Source organism: Trebonia sp. (assembly GCF_030042015.1).
Taxonomy (GTDB): domain Bacteria; phylum Actinomycetota; class Actinomycetes; order Streptosporangiales; family Streptosporangiaceae; genus Trebonia.
Genome location: NZ_JASIAL010000573.1, coordinates 1 through 16,343 on the forward strand (window position 1 = coordinate 1; position 16,343 = coordinate 16,343).

At 71.6% G+C, this 16,343-nt stretch carries 14 protein-coding genes and 1 pseudogene; 5 read left to right on the top strand and 10 right to left on the bottom strand.

Going from position 1 to position 16,343, the window contains the following annotated elements; translation table 11 throughout:
- Positions 1-313: pseudogene (locus Q1N79_RS30340) on the top strand (hypothetical protein); the annotation flags it as partial.
- On the opposite strand, the gene murA reads toward Q1N79_RS30340, so the two are convergent.
- From murA to Q1N79_RS30360, 4 genes are all read right to left on the bottom strand, one after another.
- Positions 310-1,608: a UDP-N-acetylglucosamine 1-carboxyvinyltransferase gene (murA, locus tag Q1N79_RS30345; protein ID WP_300614560.1), complete on the bottom strand. Its 1,299-nt coding sequence runs from the start codon at positions 1,606-1,608 to the stop codon at positions 310-312. The pseudogene Q1N79_RS30340 and the gene murA sit on opposite strands and share 4 nt — an antisense overlap.
- Before the next feature lie 110 nt (positions 1,609-1,718).
- Complete coding sequence (purB, locus tag Q1N79_RS30350; RefSeq protein WP_300614561.1) at positions 1,719-3,026, bottom strand: adenylosuccinate lyase; 1,308 nt, start codon at positions 3,024-3,026, stop codon at positions 1,719-1,721.
- Positions 3,023-4,276, bottom strand: a complete 1,254-nt coding sequence (gene purD, locus Q1N79_RS30355; RefSeq protein ID WP_300614562.1) for a phosphoribosylamine--glycine ligase — start codon at positions 4,274-4,276, stop codon at positions 3,023-3,025. Before purD ends, purB begins: the two co-directional genes overlap by 4 nt.
- A gap of 29 nt (positions 4,277-4,305) precedes the next feature.
- Positions 4,306-5,589, bottom strand: a complete 1,284-nt coding sequence (locus Q1N79_RS30360; RefSeq protein WP_300614563.1) for an adenylosuccinate synthase — start codon at positions 5,587-5,589, stop codon at positions 4,306-4,308.
- A 125-nt stretch (positions 5,590-5,714) separates the two neighbouring features.
- Here Q1N79_RS30360 and Q1N79_RS30365 point away from each other — a divergent pair, with 125 nt between their 5' ends.
- A complete protein-coding gene (locus Q1N79_RS30365) occupies positions 5,715-6,128 on the top strand; it encodes a DUF3151 domain-containing protein (protein ID WP_300614564.1) in 414 nt (137 codons plus the stop codon).
- A 335-nt stretch (positions 6,129-6,463) separates the two neighbouring features.
- On the opposite strand, the gene fbaA is transcribed toward Q1N79_RS30365, so the two are convergent.
- On the bottom strand, positions 6,464-7,486 hold the full coding sequence (gene fbaA / locus Q1N79_RS30370; RefSeq protein ID WP_300614565.1) for a class II fructose-bisphosphate aldolase: 1,023 nt from the start codon (positions 7,484-7,486) through the stop codon (positions 6,464-6,466).
- Between the two features lie 159 nt (positions 7,487-7,645).
- On the opposite strand from fbaA, the gene Q1N79_RS30375 reads away from it, so the two are divergent.
- Positions 7,646-8,281, top strand: coding sequence for a DedA family protein (locus tag Q1N79_RS30375; RefSeq protein ID WP_300614566.1), 636 nt, complete (start codon positions 7,646-7,648; stop codon positions 8,279-8,281).
- Between the two features lie 207 nt (positions 8,282-8,488).
- Here Q1N79_RS30375 and pyrE read toward each other — a convergent pair whose 3' ends face one another.
- Positions 8,489-9,022 carry an orotate phosphoribosyltransferase gene (gene pyrE, locus Q1N79_RS30380; protein ID WP_300614567.1) on the bottom strand — a complete coding sequence of 178 codons (534 nt, stop codon included), beginning with the start codon at positions 9,020-9,022 and terminating at the stop codon, positions 8,489-8,491.
- Between the two features lie 170 nt (positions 9,023-9,192).
- Between pyrE and Q1N79_RS30385 the strand changes: the two genes are divergently transcribed.
- Together Q1N79_RS30385 and Q1N79_RS30390 are read left to right on the top strand one after the other, a co-directional pair.
- The gene (locus Q1N79_RS30385) at positions 9,193-11,157 is read left to right on the top strand and encodes an NYN domain-containing protein (RefSeq protein ID WP_300614568.1); all 1,965 of its coding nucleotides are present in this window, start codon (positions 9,193-9,195) and stop codon (positions 11,155-11,157) included.
- Between the two features lie 82 nt (positions 11,158-11,239).
- Entirely contained in the window at positions 11,240-11,785 is a 546-nt protein-coding gene (locus tag Q1N79_RS30390) for a tetratricopeptide repeat protein (RefSeq protein WP_300614569.1), read from the top strand.
- Here the strand turns inward: Q1N79_RS30390 and clpB are convergent.
- From clpB to Q1N79_RS30410, 4 genes are read right to left on the bottom strand one after another with little or no spacing between them, the layout of a single operon-like run.
- A complete protein-coding gene (gene clpB / locus Q1N79_RS30395) occupies positions 11,746-14,424 on the bottom strand; it encodes an ATP-dependent chaperone ClpB (RefSeq protein WP_300614570.1) in 2,679 nt (892 codons plus the stop codon). The genes Q1N79_RS30390 and clpB overlap by 40 nt on opposite strands.
- Positions 14,415-14,729: a chaperone modulator CbpM gene (locus tag Q1N79_RS30400; protein ID WP_300614571.1), complete on the bottom strand. Its 315-nt coding sequence runs from the start codon at positions 14,727-14,729 to the stop codon at positions 14,415-14,417. Before Q1N79_RS30400 ends, clpB begins: the two co-directional genes overlap by 10 nt.
- Positions 14,729-15,682, bottom strand: a complete 954-nt coding sequence (locus Q1N79_RS30405) for a DnaJ C-terminal domain-containing protein (RefSeq protein WP_300614572.1) — start codon at positions 15,680-15,682, stop codon at positions 14,729-14,731. Before Q1N79_RS30405 ends, Q1N79_RS30400 begins: the two co-directional genes overlap by 1 nt.
- Positions 15,682-16,200, bottom strand: a complete 519-nt coding sequence (locus tag Q1N79_RS30410; protein WP_300614573.1) for a nucleotide exchange factor GrpE — start codon at positions 16,198-16,200, stop codon at positions 15,682-15,684. Before Q1N79_RS30410 ends, Q1N79_RS30405 begins: the two co-directional genes overlap by 1 nt.
- Positions 16,201-16,343: the final 143 nt, after the last annotated feature.

Sequence of the window (16,343 nt, forward strand, 5' to 3'; positions counted from 1 at the left end):
GGGGACGCCTACCGGGCCGGCCGCGGGACGCGGGGGAAGCGAGCGTGCCTCATCGTGCCCGGCGGCCCGTCGCGGCCGCGGTGGTTATCGCGGTCGTGACGCTGACCGCTGGCTGCGGCCTGGCGGGCGGGAGTTCCGGCGACGCCGGGCAAGCTGCTCGTGGACCCGGTTCGACCCGCGGGCGCGGACCGGCACGATCGTCGGCGTGATCGGCGGCTACCAGCAGGGCGGCGACACTCCCTCGATCTCCTACAGCGCCTACTTCAACAACGACATCCGCGCGCTCTACGAGCAAGCCGAGGCGCTGAGCTAGCCGGCCGCCGCCAGCTCGTACTCCTCGCAGACGATGTCGGCGCCGAGGGCGGCGAACCGCTCCGCCACCGCCGCGTGGCCGCGGTCGATGTAGTACCCGTTCGAGATGACCGTCTCGCCCTCGGCGGCAAGGCCCGCCAGGATCAGGGCGGCCCCGCCGCGCAGGTCCGGCGCCACTACCTCGGTGCCGTGCAGCGGGTTGGGGCCGTGCACGATCGCGACGTTGCTGTCGACCTCGACCTTGGCGCCCATCTTGTTCAGCTCAGGCACCAGGGTGTACCTGCCGTCGAAGATCGTCTCCCTGATGTAGCTGGCACCGTCGGCCAACGTGGCCACGGCCATGATCGGCGACTGCAAGTCGGTGGCGTACCCGGGGTACGGGCTGGTGATCACGTTGATCGGGCGCAGCGGCCGTTCCCGTCGCACCTGGAGCACGGCGCCCTGGGGGGCGAACTCGACGCCCATCTGCTCGAGCTTCCAGCGGACCACGCCGAAGTGGTCCAGGTTAGCCCCGACCAGGTTGATCTCGCCGCCCGTGATGGCGGCGGCCATCGCGAACACGCCGGCATCGAGCCGGTCGGGCATCACGGTGTGCTCGACGGCCGTCAGTTCCGGAACGCCGTGCACCGTGATGAAGCCGGTGCCGCCGCCGCCGATGTCGGCGCCCATCTTGGTGAGGAACGCGATCACGTCGAGCACCTCGGGCTCTTGGGCGGTGTTGTCGATGACCGTCGTTCCCGGCGCCAGCGAAGCCGCCATGATCAGGTTCTCGGTGCCGGTGTGCGAGGGCGTGTCCAGGTACAGGTGAGTGCCGCGCAGCCCGTCGTGGGCCGTGATGCGGATGACCGCGCCCCCCTCGTCCACGGTCGCGCCGAGCCGGGCGAAACCGCGGTAGTGGAAGTCGAGGTTCCTGCTGCCCAGGTTGCACCCGCCGATGCCTTCGATGACCGCCTCGCCGAACCTGTGCAGGAGCGCGGGCACGAACAGCACGGAGCCGCGGAACCGCCGGGCGATGTCGGCGGGAAGCACGGGCGAAGTCAGCCGTGACGCGTCCACGACCAGGGTGCGTTCCGCCTCGTGGAACTCCACCAGGGCGCCCACCGCCTGGGCCAGCTCGACGGCGCGCCGCACGTCTTCGATCGGCGGCACGTTCCGCAGCACGGTCCGGCCGCGGTCCGCGAGCAGCGACGCCGCGATCATCTTGAGCGCCGCGTTCTTGGCACCCTGGATGAAAACCGTGCCCTGCAGGCTCGTGCCGCCACGGACGCGGTAGCGGATCTCGGTGCCCTTGGTCATGTGGATAGTGCTCCTGTCCGAGGGGGAACTACGAGAACGCGTCACGTCTGTGAGCACGCCCTGGCGAACGCGATGTCCAGTATGCCACCCGATGGGGGTGCTCAGGGTGCTCAGGTAAGACGTGCGAGGCGATCGAAGACATGGTCCAGGCGCGCGACATAGCGCTCCGCGAGGAACGCCCGGTCAAGGGCCGCCTCGTCGATGACGACACTCCGCTTCTTACCCGCGGTGAGCAATGAGTCGCGAAATGGCGTCCCGTTGTCCCACGTGTCCATCGCGGCGGCCTGCACGAGCGCGTACGCGTCCTCGCGGGACAGCCCGGCGCTGACGAGTTCAAGCAGCACCGCCGAGGAGTACAGCAGGCCGTTGGTCAGGTTCATGTTCGCCCGCATCCGCGCCGCGTCCACCACGAGCCCCTCGACCAGCCCGGTCGTGAGGTGCGCCACGTAGTCGGTGGCGATCGCGGCGTCGGGCAGTGCGATCCGCTCCACGCTGGAGTGCGAGATGTCCCGCTCGTGCCACAGCGGGATGCCCTCGGTCACCGGGGTCACAGCGGACCGCACCAGCCGGGCCAGCCCGCAGATCCGCTCGCTGCGGATCGGGTTCTTCTTGTGCGGCATCGCCGACGAGCCCTTCTGGCCCGCCCCGAAGGGCTCGGCGAGCTCCCTGAGCTCGGTGCGCTGCCCGTGCCTGACCTCGAGCGCCACCGCCTCGCAGACCGTGGCGAGCACGGCGAGCGCGGAGGTCCACTCGGCGATCCCGTCGCGCATCACGACCTGGGTGGCGACGTCGGCCGCGCGCAGCCCGAGCTCGGGCATCACCTCCGCCTCGATCGCCGGGTCGATGTTGGAGTAGCTGCCCACCGGGCCGGACAGCTTGCCGACCGCGACGGACTCGCGGGCCCGCCGCACCCGGTCACGGGACCTGGCCGCGGCGAACGCGAAGTCCGCGACCCGGTGGCCCCAGACGTCGGGCTCGGCGTGCACGCCGTGTGTGCGGCCGGCCCGCAGCGTGTGCCGGTGCGCGAGCGCGTGGTCGCGCAGCACTGCGACCAGCCGGTCCGCCCTGGCCACGATGATGTCGGTGGCCTCGGTGAGCTGCACCGCGAGCGCCGTGTCCAGCAGGTCGGACGAGGTCATGCCGTAGTGCACCCAGGCCGCCGCCGACCGCGGGTCGGTGTTGTCCGCCCACGCGGTGAGGAACGCGATCGTCTCGTGGTCTGTCACGGCTTCGACCGCTGCCACCGCTTCGGGTGTGGGAGGACGCGCCGAACGGACGGCGGCGACTGCCTCGGCCGGGACCGTTCCCGCCCGCGTCTGGGCCTCGACCACCAGGGTCTCGACCCGGCACCAGAGCTCGTACTTGTGGGCCTCGCTCCAGACCCGCCCCATCTCGGGCAGCGTGTACCTGTCGATCACTCTCTAACGGTAACTGCGGCTCGCTCCGCGATGTCATGCCGGTACCAGCCGCCGCGCATCTCGACGCACGCCGCGACCGCGTACGCGGCGGCGCGCGCGGCGGCCAGGTCCGGTCCTGAACCGACCGCGTTCAGCACCCGGCCGCCGGCGCTGACCAGCGCGCGGTCCGCGGCGCAGGCAGTACCGGCGTGCAGGAGATAAGCCCCGGTCCGTTCCGAATAATTGCTGAATGTGATCCTGTCGCCCTTGACCGGGGCCTGCGGGTAGCCTTCGGCGGCGAGCACCACCGTGACCGCGGCACCGGGCAGCCAGCTCAGCGCGGGCGCGGCGGCCAGGTCCCCGGCGGCCGCGGCGTGCAGCAGGCCGGCCAGCGGGGTGGCGAGCCGGTCAAGCACCACCTGCGTCTCCGGGTCGCCGAACCGCGCGTTGAACTCGACCACCTTGACGCCGCCGCTGGTGAGCGCGAGACCCGCGTAGAGCAGCCCGCGGTACGGTGCCCCCCGGCGGCGCAGCGCGCCGATCGCGGGCCGGATGACCCGGTCGAGCACGTCGGCGGCCAGGTCTGGCGGCGCCCAGGGGAGCGGGGCGTAGGCGCCCATGCCGCCGGTGTTCGGGCCACGGTCGCCGTCGCGGGCGCGCTTGAAGTCCTGCGCGGGCAGCAGGGGAACCGCGTCGGTGCCGTCGGCGAGGGCGAACAGGGACACCTCGGGGCCGTCGAGGTACTCCTCGATGACCACGCGCCCGCAGGCCGCGGCGTGCCGTCTTGCCTCACCGAGGTCATCGGTGACGACCACGCCCTTGCCCGCGGCGAGCGCGTCGTCCTTCACGACGTAAGGCGGGCCGAATTCCCTGAGCGCCGCGGCGGCCTCGTGCTCGTTGCCGGCCGTTCGTGACCGCGCCGTCGGGATGCCCGCCTCGGCCATGACCTCCTTGGCGAACGCCTTCGACCCCTCGATCATCGCCGCGGCGGCGTCCGGTCCGAAGGCCGCGATGCCGGCCTGGCGGAGCGCGTCGGCGACGCCGGCCACGAGCGGCGCCTCGGGGCCGATGACCGCGAGGCGGGCGCCCAGCGTCCTGGCGAGGCGGGTGACGTCCGCCGGGTCGGCAGCCCGCACCTCATGGACCTGCGCCAGCTCGGCGATGCCAGGGTTGCCCGGCGCCGCGTGCAGGTCCGTGACCGCGGGGTCGCGGCTCAGCGCGCGGACGATCGCGTGCTCGCGGCCGCCGGACCCGATCACCAGTACTCGCACGTCGGCGAGCCTACTAGCTGGCCTGCTTTCTAGAGGAGCGGGCGCAGCTGCAGGGTCTGGTCGCGGCGGGGGCCAACGCCGACCGCGCTGACCGGAGCGCCGGAAATGTCCGCGATCGTCTTGATGTAGTGCTGCGCCGCGGCGGGCAGGTCGCCGAACGAGCGGCACTGGGAAATGTCCTCCCACCAGCCGTCGAGGTACTCGTAGACCGGCTTGGCGTGGTGGAACTCGGTCTGCGTCATGGGGATCTCCGCATGGCGGGTGCCGTCGACCTCGTAGGCCACGCAGACGGGTATCTTGTCCAGGCTGGACAGCACGTCGAGCTTGGTCACGAAGAAGTCGGTCACCCCGTTGACCCGGGCCGCGTAGCGGGCGACGACGGCGTCGAACCAGCCGGTGCGCCGCGGCCTGCCGGTCGTCACCCCGTACTCGCCGCCCGCCTCGCGCAGGTACTCGCCCTGCTCGTCGTGCAGTTCGGTCGGGAACGGGCCGGAGCCGACCCGCGTGGTGTACGCCTTGACGATCCCGATCACCCTGGTGATCCGCGTCGGCCCGAGGCCGGCGCCCACGCACGCGCCGCCCGCCGTCGGCGAGGACGACGTGACGAACGGGTAGGTGCCATGGTCCACGTCGAGCATGGTCGCCTGGGCGCCCTCGAGCAGGACGACCTCGCCGGCCTCCAGCGCCTTGCCGAGGATCAGCCCGGTGTCGGCGACATAGGGGCGCATGCGCTCGCCGTAGGCGATGTATTCCGCGGCGGTCTTCTTCGCGTCGACGCCGCGCCTGTTGTACACCTTGGTGAGCAGCTGGTTCTTGTCCCTCAGGACGAGGTCGAGCTTCTGCTGCAGGATGCCGGGGTCGAACAGGTCCTGGACCCTGATGCCCATCCTGGCCACCTTGTCGGCGTAGGCCGGGCCGATGCCGCGGCCGGTGGTACCGATCCTGGCGTTGCCGAGGAAGCGCTCGCTGACCTTGTCCAGGGCGCGGTGATGCGGCATGATCAGGTGCGCGTTCGCGCTGATCAGAAGCCTTTCGCAGCTCACGCCCCGCTGCTCAAGGCCTGCGATCTCCTCGAAGAGGACGCCGGGGTCGATCACCACGCCGTTGCCGATGACCGGTGTCACCTGCGGGGAGAGCACGCCGGACGGCAGCACGTGCAGCGCGTAGCTCTCGTCGTCTATCACCACGGTGTGGCCGGCGTTGTTGCCGCCCTGGTACCTGACGACATACTGCACGCGGTCCCCCAGCAGGTCCGTGGCCTTGCCCTTACCCTCGTCGCCCCACTGGGCGCCGATCAGCACGATGGCGGGCATGTTGTTCGCCTTTCAGACGACGAAACCCCTGACAGCGCAAGCGCGACAGGGGCTCTTGCGATCAGAGGCTACCCGAAAAGCGCAGGTGGAACCTAGCAGCCGGCGGCGCGTGGCAGACTGCCCGCATGAGCACGCATTCGAACCTGCTCGGGGAGCCCGCGCCCACGTTCCTGCCCGTGGACGAGGAGCCCGCCAGGCTCATCGCCGGGGGCGCGCGGGCCGTCGACGTCGCGGCGAAGTACCCGGCGTTCTCGCTCGCCTGGGCGATGCTGGCGCAGGAGGCGTTCGCCGCAGGCCGTCCCGTCGAGTCTTACGCCTACGCCCGCACCGGCTACCACCGCGGGCTCGACGCGCTGCGCCGCAACGGCTGGAAGGGGCACGGCCCGATCCCGTGGTCGCACGAACCGAACCAGGGGTTCCTGCGCAGCCTCGCGGCGCTCGCACGGGCGGCCGGCGCCATCGGCGAGACCGCCGAAGCCGAGCGCTGCCGGACGTTCCTCGCGGACAGCAGCGCCGAGGCGTACGCCGCGCTCGGGTAGGCGCGGTCTTCGCCGATCGCCTGGCCGGCCCCTGGCCCCTAGCCCCTTTAGCCCCCCTTTAGCCCTTTAGCCCCTTTAGCCACCGCTCCGGCCGCTACCCGGCCTGCCTGACTGGGCCGGCTGCGCCAACGGCCCGGCTGTATCGGGCCGACTGCGCCAATGGCCCAATTGCCTCGCTTACCGGACGGTGGCCTTCGGCGGCTGTCGGCCGCCGATACCCCGCCGAACCGGGCCTGGCCGGGCAAGACCGGCCGCGCGGTCCTGGCCAGCCGCCGCCGACGATCCTTGACCACTGCTCCCGGACCTTAACTCCCCAGCATTGTCCCTGGCCGCCCCTAGCCGGCCTGGGTGCCGGCCGACAGCAGGTCCTGGCACGCCTCCACCACCCGGGCCGACATGCCGGCCTCGGCCGTCTTGCCGTAAGACCGCGGGTCGTAGGCCTTCTTGTCGCCCACGTCGCCGTCGACCTTGAGCACGCCGTCGTAGTGCGTGAACATGTGCGCCGCGATCGGGCGGGTGAACGCGTACTGGGTGTCGGTATCCACGTTCATCTTCACGACGCCGTACGAGATCGCCTCGCGGATCTCTTCGAGCGCGGAGCCGGAACCGCCATGGAAGACCAGGTCGAACGGCTTGTCCTTGCCGTACTTGGCGCCGACGGCGTCCTGGATCTCCTTGAGCACCCCCGGCCGCAGCTTGACGTGGCCGGGCTTGTAGACGCCGTGCACGTTGCCGAAGGTCGCGGCGAGGATGTAGCGGCCGCGCTCGCCGAGCCCGAGCGCCTCCGCCGTCGCCAGCGCGTCCTCCGGCGTGCTGTAGAGCTTCTCGTTGATCGCGCCGACGATGCCGTCCTCCTCGCCGCCGACGACCCCGATCTCGAGCTCCATGACGATCCGCGCCTTGGCGCACCTGTCGAGCAGGTCCCTGGCGATGTCGAGGTTCTCGGCCAGCGGCACGGCCGAGCCGTCCCACATGTGCGACTGGAACAGCGGCTCCTTGCCGTGGGCGACCCGCTCCGCCGACAGCTCGATCAGCGGGCGCATGTAGCCGTCGAGCTTGTCCCTCGGGCAGTGGTCGGTGTGCAGCGCCACGTGCACCGGGTACTTGGCGGCGACCACGCCGGCGAACTCGGCCAGCGCCACCGCGCCGGTCACCATGTCCTTGACACTGGCACCGGACAGGTACTCGGCGCCGCCGGTCGAGATCTGGACGATCCCGTCGCTTTCGGCGTCGGCGAAGCCGCGCAGTGCGGCGTTCAGCGTCTGGGACGACGTCACGTTGATGGCCGGGTAGGCAAAGCCCTGCTGCTTGGCCCGGTCCAGCATGTGCGCGTAGATCTCTGGGGTCGCGATGGGCACGGTCGTACTCCCTGTATCCGTCCTCTATCCAGGTCTCAGCAAAACTCTAATCTCCGGGCCGGCGACCCGACAGACCGGCTGAGCGCGAACACGGTTCAGCGCGAACACAGAGTGAAGATGTCTGTGCCGGCCCCGGTCATGCTGTACAAAGGAAAGCCTATGGAGGGCTACCTGACGTCGGCGGGTTACACGGCGCTGATCCTGTTCGGCTTTCTTGAGGCCGCGTGCATCCCGATTTCATCGGAGATCACGTTCGGCTTCGCTGGTGTGCTCGCCTACCAAGGGCACCTCAACCTGATCCTGGTGATCATCATCGGAACGCTGGCCGAGCTCGCCGGCTCCTACGCCTCGTACGGGGTCGGACGGGTCGGCGGTCACCCGCTGGTGCACCGCCTGGGCAGGTACGTGCTGGTGACTGAGGCGGACGTGGCCAGGGCCGAGCGGTTCCTCACCGGCCGCGGCGCATGGGCCGTGCCGGTCGCGCGCATGATCCCGTTCATCCGGGCGTTCACCTCGATCGTGGCAGGCCTGGTGGACATCCCGGCGCTGCGGTTCGGCGCGCTCAGCCTGATCGGCACGTTGGTCTACGCGGTTGTGATGTCGAGCATCGGCTACGGCCTCGGCAGTGCCTGGAACAGCGTGAGCCACGGCCTCGCGATCGCCGGCTACCTGATCTTCGCCATCGTCGTCATCGCCATCGCCGCCCTCGTGCTGTACCGGCTGCGCGAGTTCAGGCGGGAGTCGGCCGCGCAAGCCGCCGCCCGCACGGAATCCCGGGAGACCCTGGGCCGCTAGCCGCCGCCCTGGGATCGGCCGTCCCCGCTGGCGGACAAGCCGGACAACCTCGGACGGCTGCACGCAATCCGGGAGCCCGCACTACAACTACGCGCGGACCGGCGCCTACGCAGTGCATACGATCTCGTCCGCGCCCACGGCGTACATCCACTTCCCATGACCGCGCAGCGGCCCGGCGGCCCGGCGGCCCGGCGGCCCGGCGGGGACTCACAGGCCGAGTTCGGCGAGTTCGTAGACCGCGCGGTAGGGCAGGCCGCGATCCAGGACCCGCTGCCGCGCTCCGCGCTCGACGAGCACCGCGACGCCGACCACCTCCGCGCCCGCCGCTTGCAGCGCGTCCACCGCGGTGAGCACGGAATGACCCGTCGTCGAGGTGTCCTCGAGGGCGAGCACCCGGCGGCCGGCCACGTCCGGTCCCTCGATCCTGCGCTGCAGGCCGTGCGTCTTTTCCTCTTTCCGCACGACGAAGGCGTCGATCGGGGTGCCCCGGCTCGCGGCGGCGTGCATCATGGCGCAGGCGACCGGGTCGGCGCCAAGCGTCAGCCCGCCGACCGCCTCATACGACAGGTCCGCGGTGGCGTTGAGCAGCACCCGCCCGGCCAGCGGCGCCAGGCGCCCGTCCAGCGTCACCCGGCGCAGGTCCACGTAACTGCTGGCGCGCTGTCCCGATGACAGCACGAAGTCGCCGTGCACCACGGCCTTGGCCTTGATCCCTGCCAGCAGGTCCTCGCGGTCTGTCACAGCACCAGAGCATAGAGCCCGGCCTGGTGACCAAGGGCCGGGAGATGCGCGGAAAGGCCAACGCGAGTGGCCGGCTTCATTACCCTAGGAAGGCAGGGAACAAAACGGCCATCGTACCCCGATGGCCCCTGAACGGCATGTTCCCGCGCCGAGGGGAAGGACGGTGTGGCGTGGATCGCTGCGCGCTGTTCGTGGACGCTGGCTATGTGCTAGCGGACGGCGCCATGGCGGTGCACGGGACGCGCCGCCGGGAGTCTGTGTCCTGGGACTACCAGGGACTGCTGCAACTGCTCGGCAGCCTGGCCACCGAGCGGTCCGGGCTTCCGCTGCTGCGCTGCTACTGGTACGAGGCGACCGTGGAGGGCCGCCGCAGCGCCGACCACGACGCGCTCGCCGACCTGCCTGGCGTGAAGCTGAGACTCGTCAAGATCCGCCCGGGGCGCCGCGAAGGCGTCGAGGGCGAGATTCACCGTGACCTTACGACGCTGGCGCGGAACCGGGCTGTCAGCGACGCGATGGTGGTCAGCGCCGAAGAAGACCTCGCCCAGGTCATCGCCGACGTCCAGGATCTCGGCCTGCGGGTCAGCCTGCTGCATATCGCGGTCGACGGCAACTGGACGATCTCCCGCGCGCTGCGCCAGGAGTGCGACGACATCGCGGAGATCAGCGCCGGGCACCTGCGGCCGTACGTGGAGCTGATCTCTGGCGCCGAGCCGCCGCACTCCGAGGAGCGGGAGGGGGGTGCGCTGATCGCGCTCCACCCGGCGGCGAACGGCCGCGGGCCGGCCCCGGCCGGGCGGGCCCCCGCGTACGCTCCGGTGCAGGCCGGGCCGGACACGGTCCACCAGGTACCGCCGTCCATTTACACCGCGCCTGTCGTCGCCGAGTACCAGCGCCCGGCTCCCCAGCTGTCGCGCGTGCATCCGGCCGAGCAGGTGGTCGCCAGGGACGACTCCCGCAGTGACCCCGCCGCCCCGCCGGAGTCGCCCGCGGGCGCAGACCTGCAGCCGGCCGGCCGGGATGTCGCGATGACCCCGCCGGATCTGCCGGGCGCGGCGCCGGATCCGGCGCCAGCTGCCGCTGCCTTCTATGCCGTACCGCCGGACGCCACCGCCGTGCAGCCCGACGCGGTGCCGGTCCGCCAGGACGCGGTGCCGGCCTGGACGGATCACTCGCCCGGCTGGCAGGATCAGCCGGCCGCCTGGGGCGCCAGGCCGGATCAGTCGCCCGGGTGGCAGGACCTGGCTGTCGGTCAGCGGGAGCCGCAGCCCGTGGCCAGGCAGGATCTCGGCCCGCACGCTGACGTGCCGGTGCGCGCCGACGTGCCGGTGCGGCCCGAGGTGCCGTCGCGCCCCGAGATGCCCTCGTGGCCTGAGCGCGGTGCGGGACAAGAGCTGTACGCCGCTCCGGTTGCCGTGCCCGTGCTCGCCGAGGACCAGCACGACGATCTCGCCGCGACCCGGCCGCGCCCGGCCGCGGACTTGTCCGGCTACAGCCCCGGCGCCGTCCGCGAGCCACTGCCAGGCGAGGCCGGGGACGGCCTCCGCCAAGCCCCAGCCGGCTCGGGCTCGGCACAGATCCACCGGCTGCCCACGCGCGGGGCTGGCCTGCCGCCCCTGCCGCCGCAGTCGCCGCAGGCCCCCGGCCAGCACATGCCAGGACAGCCGACGGCCGCGCAGCCGGCGATCGGGCAGCCCGTGGTCCCGGTCATGCCGCTCGGCCCCGGTTCCGGGTACGCGCCCGGGCGCAACGGCGCGTACAGCGGCCCGCAGCCTGTCCTTCCCATGGTTGGCCAGCCGGGCAGCCCGCTCGTCCAGCCCGCTTCGGGTCCCCTCGCGCCGGCGGGAGCCGCCCCGGTGGGCGCGGCCTATTCGAGCGCACTGCCCGGGGTTGCCCTCGCGGAGGCCGTACAGTCGGCACATGATGAGGGGCAGGAGTTCGGCGCCTCGGTGGCGCGCGACGCGCCCGCGCTATGGCTGGAGGCAGTGCTGGCGAGGAAGCCGCGCATGCCGTCTGACCTTGAGGCAAGGCTCCTGCAGGGATCGGCGCTGCCAATCGATTACCTGCTGCACGATGAGGTGCGGCACGCGCTCCGCCGGGGATTCTGGGACGCGATGGAGCGGGCACGCCGTTAAGCGCCAGTCGCGTGCGCACCCCCCCGATGCGGGCGCGTCATCCGTCCGAATGGGGAAGGACCGCTGGGGTACCGTGGGAAGAGTGGCGGGCGTCGATGAGTTCGACGAGATCGAGTTTCAGGCTGCACGGACAGGCAACCACGTGCGAGCCGCCGTACGCATGAGCCAGCTCGCCGAGGAGGCCGGCCCGGGGCAGCGTGCCGAATCTCATCTACGCGCGGGCGAGCAGTGGCTGATGGCCGACGACCCGCAGCGGGCCGCTGACGAATTCGCCGTGGCGATCGCGGACGGCGGCCCCACATTCGCCGATCCCCGGATCCACCTGGCCAGGGCCCTGCTGGCGCTTGGCAGGGATGCCGAGGCCGAGGAGCTGCTTGCCGGGCTGGCCGCCAGGCGGGAGACGGTCACCCCGCGCACCTGCGACCTGGTCGCCGAGCTGTTGACGGAGCAAGGTGATCTTGCGGGTGCGCTCGACTGGGCGACGGCCGGTGTCGAACTGTGCTTCAAGCGCGGCGACGACGCGGAGCTGCAGTTGCTGCTCCGCCTCCGGTACCGGATCCGCGTCGATCTCGGCCTGGACGAAGACGACTACGACCGGATGCTCGATGAGTCCAGGTACGAAGCCTGACCGGTCGCCGCGCGGACGGCGAGTTCGTCCGCCTTCTCGTCCAGGTCGACGAGGACCTCGTCCCCGTCCGTGATCGTGCCGGACAGCAGGGCACGCGCCAGCTGATCGCCGATCGCGGACTGCACCAGCCGGCGCAGCGGCCGCGCGCCGTAAATCGGGTCGAACCCGGTGAGCGCGAGCCATTCCTTCGCCGCCGGCGTCACCGTGAGCACGAGCCGCCGTCCTGACAGCCGCTTGGCCAGCCGGCCGATCTGCAAGTCCACGATCTGCGTCAGCTCGGACGTGGACAGCGAGTCGAAGACGATCACGTCGTCGAGCCGGTTCAAGAACTCCGGCTTGAACGCGGCGCGGACCGCGCTCATGACCGCGTCCCGCTTTGCCGGCTCGTCAAGCGCGGGGTCGGCGATGAACGCTGAGCCGAGGTTGGAGGTGAGGATGAGGATCGTGTTGCGGAAATCCACGGTCCGTCCCTGCCCGTCGGTGAGCCGCCCGTCGTCCAGGACCTGCAGCAGCACGTCGAAGACCTCCGGATGCGCCTTCTCCACCTCGTCGAGCAGCACCACGCAGTAGGGCCGCCGCCGCACCGCCTCGGTGAGCTGACCGCCTTCCTCGTAGCCGACGTACCCCGGCGGCGCGCCGACGAGCCGCGCGACCGAGTGCTTCTCGCCGTACTCGCTCATGTCGATGCGGATCATCGCCCGCTCGTCGTCGAACAGGAACTCGGCCAGCGCCTTGGCCAGCTCGGTCTTGCCGACGCCCGTCGGCCCGAGGAACAGGAACGAGCCGGTGGGCCGGTCCGGGTCGGACACGCCCGCGCGCGCGCGGCGCACGGCGTCGGAGACGGCCCGAACCGCGCTGGCCTGGCCGATCACCCGGCTGCCGAGCTCGGTCTCCATGCGCAGCAGCTTGCCGGTCTCTCCTTCGAGCAGCCGTCCGGCGGGGATGCCTGTCCACGCCGACACGACGTCCGCCACGTCGTCCGGGCCGACCTCCTCCTTCACCATGGGGGCGGGGCCCGCACCATGGCCGCCCGCCGCACCGCTTCCGTCAGCCTCGTCAGAACGATCCGTCGCGACTGCCTCGGCGATCTCCGCGTCCAGTGCGGGGATCTCGCCGTAGAGCAGCCTGGAGGCAGCCTCGTAGTCTCCGTCGCGCTGCGCCCGCTCGGCCTGGCCCTTGAGGTCGTCGAGCCTCTTCTTCAGCTCGCCGACCCGGTTCAGCCCGGACTTCTCTTGCTCCCAGCGCGCGGTCAGCGCGGTGAGCTGCTCCTGCCGGTCGGCCAGGTCGGCGCGCAGCCGCTCGAGGCGCTCCTTGCTGGCCGGGTCAGACTCCCGGGAGAGCGCGAGCTCTTCCATCTTCATCCGGTCAACGGTGCGGCGCAGCTCGTCGATCTCCACGGGCGAGGAGTCGATCTCCATGCGCAGCCGGGACGCGGCCTCGTCCACGAGGTCGATCGCCTTGTCGGGCAGGAACCGCGCGGTGATGTACCGGTCGGACAGGGTCGCGGCGGCCACGAGCGCGGCGTCCGAGATCTGCACCTGGTGGTGTGCCTCGTACCGGCCCTTGAGCCCGCGCAGGATCGCGATCGTGTCCTCGACCGACGGCTCGCCGACCAGCACCTGCTGGAAGCGGCGCTCAAGGGCGGGGTCCTTTTCGATCCGCTCCCTGTACTCGTCCAGCGTGGTGGCGCCGACCATGCGCAGCTCGCCGCGGGCGAGCATCGGCTTGAGCATGTTGCCCGCGTCCAGCGCGCCCTCGGCGGCCCCGGCCCCGACCACGGTGTGCAGCTCGTCGACGAACAGCAGGATGCGGCCCTGGGCCGCCTTCACCTCGGCCAGCACCGCCTTGAGGCGTTCCTCGAACTCCCCGCGGTACTTGGCCCCGGCCACCAGGGAGCCCATGTCGAGGCTGAAGATGATCCGGTCGCGCAGGCCCTCCGGGACGTCGCCGCGGTTGATCCGCTGGGCCAGGCCCTCGACGATCGCGGTCTTGCCCACGCCCGGGTCCCCGGTCAGGACCGGGTTGTTCTTGTTCTTGCGCGACAGGATCTGGATGACCCGCCGGATCTCGCTGTCGCGCCCGATGACCGGGTCGAGCCGGCCCGCCGCGGCGGCGGCGACCAGGTCGGTGCCGTACTTGTCCAGCGCCTCGTAGGCCCCCTCGGGCGTCGCCGAGGTGACCCGCTGGTTGCCCCGGATCCTGGTCAGCGCCTTGAGGAAGCCGTTCTTGGTGACTCCCTCCGCGTGCAGCAGCCGTCCCGCCGCGGTGCTGGTGCCCTCGTCGAGGAAGGCCAGCACGAGGTGCTCGACCGAGACGTACTCGTCCTTGAGGCGGTCCGCCTCTTTCTTGGCGGCGTCGAACAGCCGGGCCAGTCGCTGCGAGATCTGGATCTGCCCCGGCGTCACGCCGGGGCCGGTGACCCGCGGGCGGCGCGCGAGCTCGGCCTCGAGCGCGGTACGCAGCCGGTCCAGGTCAGCGCCTGCATCGGCCAGCAACCGGGAGGCGATGCCGTCCTGCTGATTGAGCAGGGCCAGCAGCAGGTGCTCGCCGTCCACCTCGGTCTGCCCGTAGCGCAGCGCGATCGTCTGCGCGTCGTGCAGTGCCTCCTGCGACTTCTGGGTCAGGTTGTTCAGGTCCATAACCGTCCTCCTGGCCGGCCGGAGCTGCGCAGGGCCTCCTCGAGATCTGAAATCCGGTCCAGCAGGTCCACGACGAGCCCGACGGCCGCGTAGTTGAGCGCGAACCCCGCGCGCAGGCGCTGGACCCGGCCCATGGCCGGCACCTGGCCGGGGGAGAACCACAGCTCGCCGGCGGCGTCCCGGTCGGCGTCGAGCACGCCCAGGACGACCAGCCTGCGGATCAGCTCGGGGTGCGTGTTCGTCTCCCGCGCGAACGCGTCGAGGCTGAGGCGTACCGGCCGGACCCAGACCAGCGCGTAGCCCACTATCGGCTCCTCGGATCGAAGGTGGAGGCATCCGCCAGCTGCTCGAACAGCCGGCGCTCCTCGTCGGTGGGCTTGGCCGGCACCATGATCCTGATCTCGGCGTACAGGTGGCCGGCGTTGCCCCTCGGGTGGGGCAGGCCGCGATGCCGGAGCCTGAGCCGCTTGCCGCTCGAGGTACCAGCCGGAACCTTGACCTTCATCTCGCCGCCGGGGGTTTCCACGGCCACCGACGTGCCCAGCGCGGCTTCCCACGGCGAGAGCGGGAGGTCGACGTAGAGATCGCGGCCGTCAACGCGGTACCTGGGGTGCGGCGCGATCCGGACCACGAAATACAGGTCCCCGTTGGGGGCGCCCTCGCTGCCCTGGCCGCCCTGGCCGGCCAGGCGGATGCGCTGCCCGTTGGTCACGCCGGCCGGGATCTTGACCTCGAAGGTCCGCCGGCCGTTGGGACCCTCCAGGGTCACGGAACGACGGCCGCCCTGGAAGGCCTCCTCCACGGTCAGCTCGAGCTCGGCTTCGGTGTCAGCGCCCCGGATCGGCCCGAAGCCCCGGCCGCCGAACAGCCCGCCCAGGAGATCCTCGATGTTGATGCCGCCCTGCCCGAACCCGCCCTGCCCGAACCCGCCCTGGCCGAACCCGCCCGGCCCGGGCCCCCCCGCTCCCGCGCCGGCGCGGATCCGGGCCCACGTCTCCGCGTCCATGTCCGGGGGCACCTGCCGGAAGTCCGGGCCGAAGTCGTCGTAACGGCGCCGGGTCTCCGGATCCGACAGCACGTCGTAGGCCTCGGAGATCTCCTTGAACCGGTCCTCGGCCCCCGGGTCGGAGTTGACGTCGGGGTGGTAGGTGCGCGCGAGCTTGCGGTAGGCCCGCTGGATCTCGTCCTGGCTCGAGCTCCTCGGCACGCCCAGGACCTCGTAGAAGTCGCGGCGTTCGGTCTGCGGCCGGCTCGCCATCAGTCCGCCTTGGCCACGACCACCTGCGCGGGCCGCAGCTGGTGGCCTGGATCGCCGTAGGCGGGCAGCACGACCTGGACGACCGTACCGGGGGGCGCCCCGGGATCGGCCAGGGCCGCTATCGCCTCGTGGCGGGTCGGATCGAAGACCGCGCCGGTGTCGTCCCGGCGCGGGTAGCCGAGGCCGGCCAGTACGTCGAGGGCCTGCTGCCGCACGGCCCGGATGCCCTCGATGATCGTCTGCGGATCGGCCTGCGCGTGCGCGAGCGCGCGCTCGAGGTTGTCGACGACCGGCAGCCACTGCCTCGCCACGAAGGCGCGCGCCTCAGCCTCGGCGCGCTGAACCTGCGCCGCGCACCGCTTGCGCACGTTGTCCGCCTCGGCCAGCGCCCGCAGCTTGACGTCCTCGGCCTCGGCCAGCTGGGCCTTCAGGCCGGCGACGGCGGCCGCGCCGTCTCCGTTCCCGGCTCCGGTGGCGCGCTCGGGCGGCGGCGGCTCGCCGCCGGAGGGCTCAGTCATTGGCGGTGAACTCGGCGTCGATCACGTCATCGCCGTCGTCGCTCCCCGGCGGGCGGGACTGGTCCTGCGGAGCCGAGGTGGAAGCGCCGAGGCTGTGGTAGACCTGCTGGAGCTCGGCGGTGAGGTTGCGGAGCCGGTCCAGC

Excerpts from the sequence above, each read along its gene's own strand:
- murA (WP_300614560.1), bottom strand. The coding sequence starts at position 1,608 with ATGACCAAGGGCACCGAGATCCGCTACCGCGTCCGTGGCGGCACGAGC.
- Q1N79_RS30360 (WP_300614563.1), bottom strand. The coding sequence starts at position 5,589 with ATGCCCGCCATCGTGCTGATCGGCGCCCAGTGGGGCGACGAGGGTAAG.
- Q1N79_RS30365 (WP_300614564.1), top strand. The coding sequence starts at position 5,715 with ATGAGCACGCATTCGAACCTGCTCGGGGAGCCCGCGCCCACGTTCCTG.
- Q1N79_RS30375 (WP_300614566.1), top strand. The coding sequence starts at position 7,646 with ATGGAGGGCTACCTGACGTCGGCGGGTTACACGGCGCTGATCCTGTTC.
- clpB (WP_300614570.1), bottom strand. The coding sequence starts at position 14,424 with ATGGACCTGAACAACCTGACCCAGAAGTCGCAGGAGGCACTGCACGAC.
- Q1N79_RS30405 (WP_300614572.1), bottom strand. The coding sequence starts at position 15,682 with ATGGCGAGCCGGCCGCAGACCGAACGCCGCGACTTCTACGAGGTCCTG.
- Q1N79_RS30410 (WP_300614573.1), bottom strand. The coding sequence starts at position 16,200 with ATGACTGAGCCCTCCGGCGGCGAGCCGCCGCCGCCCGAGCGCGCCACC.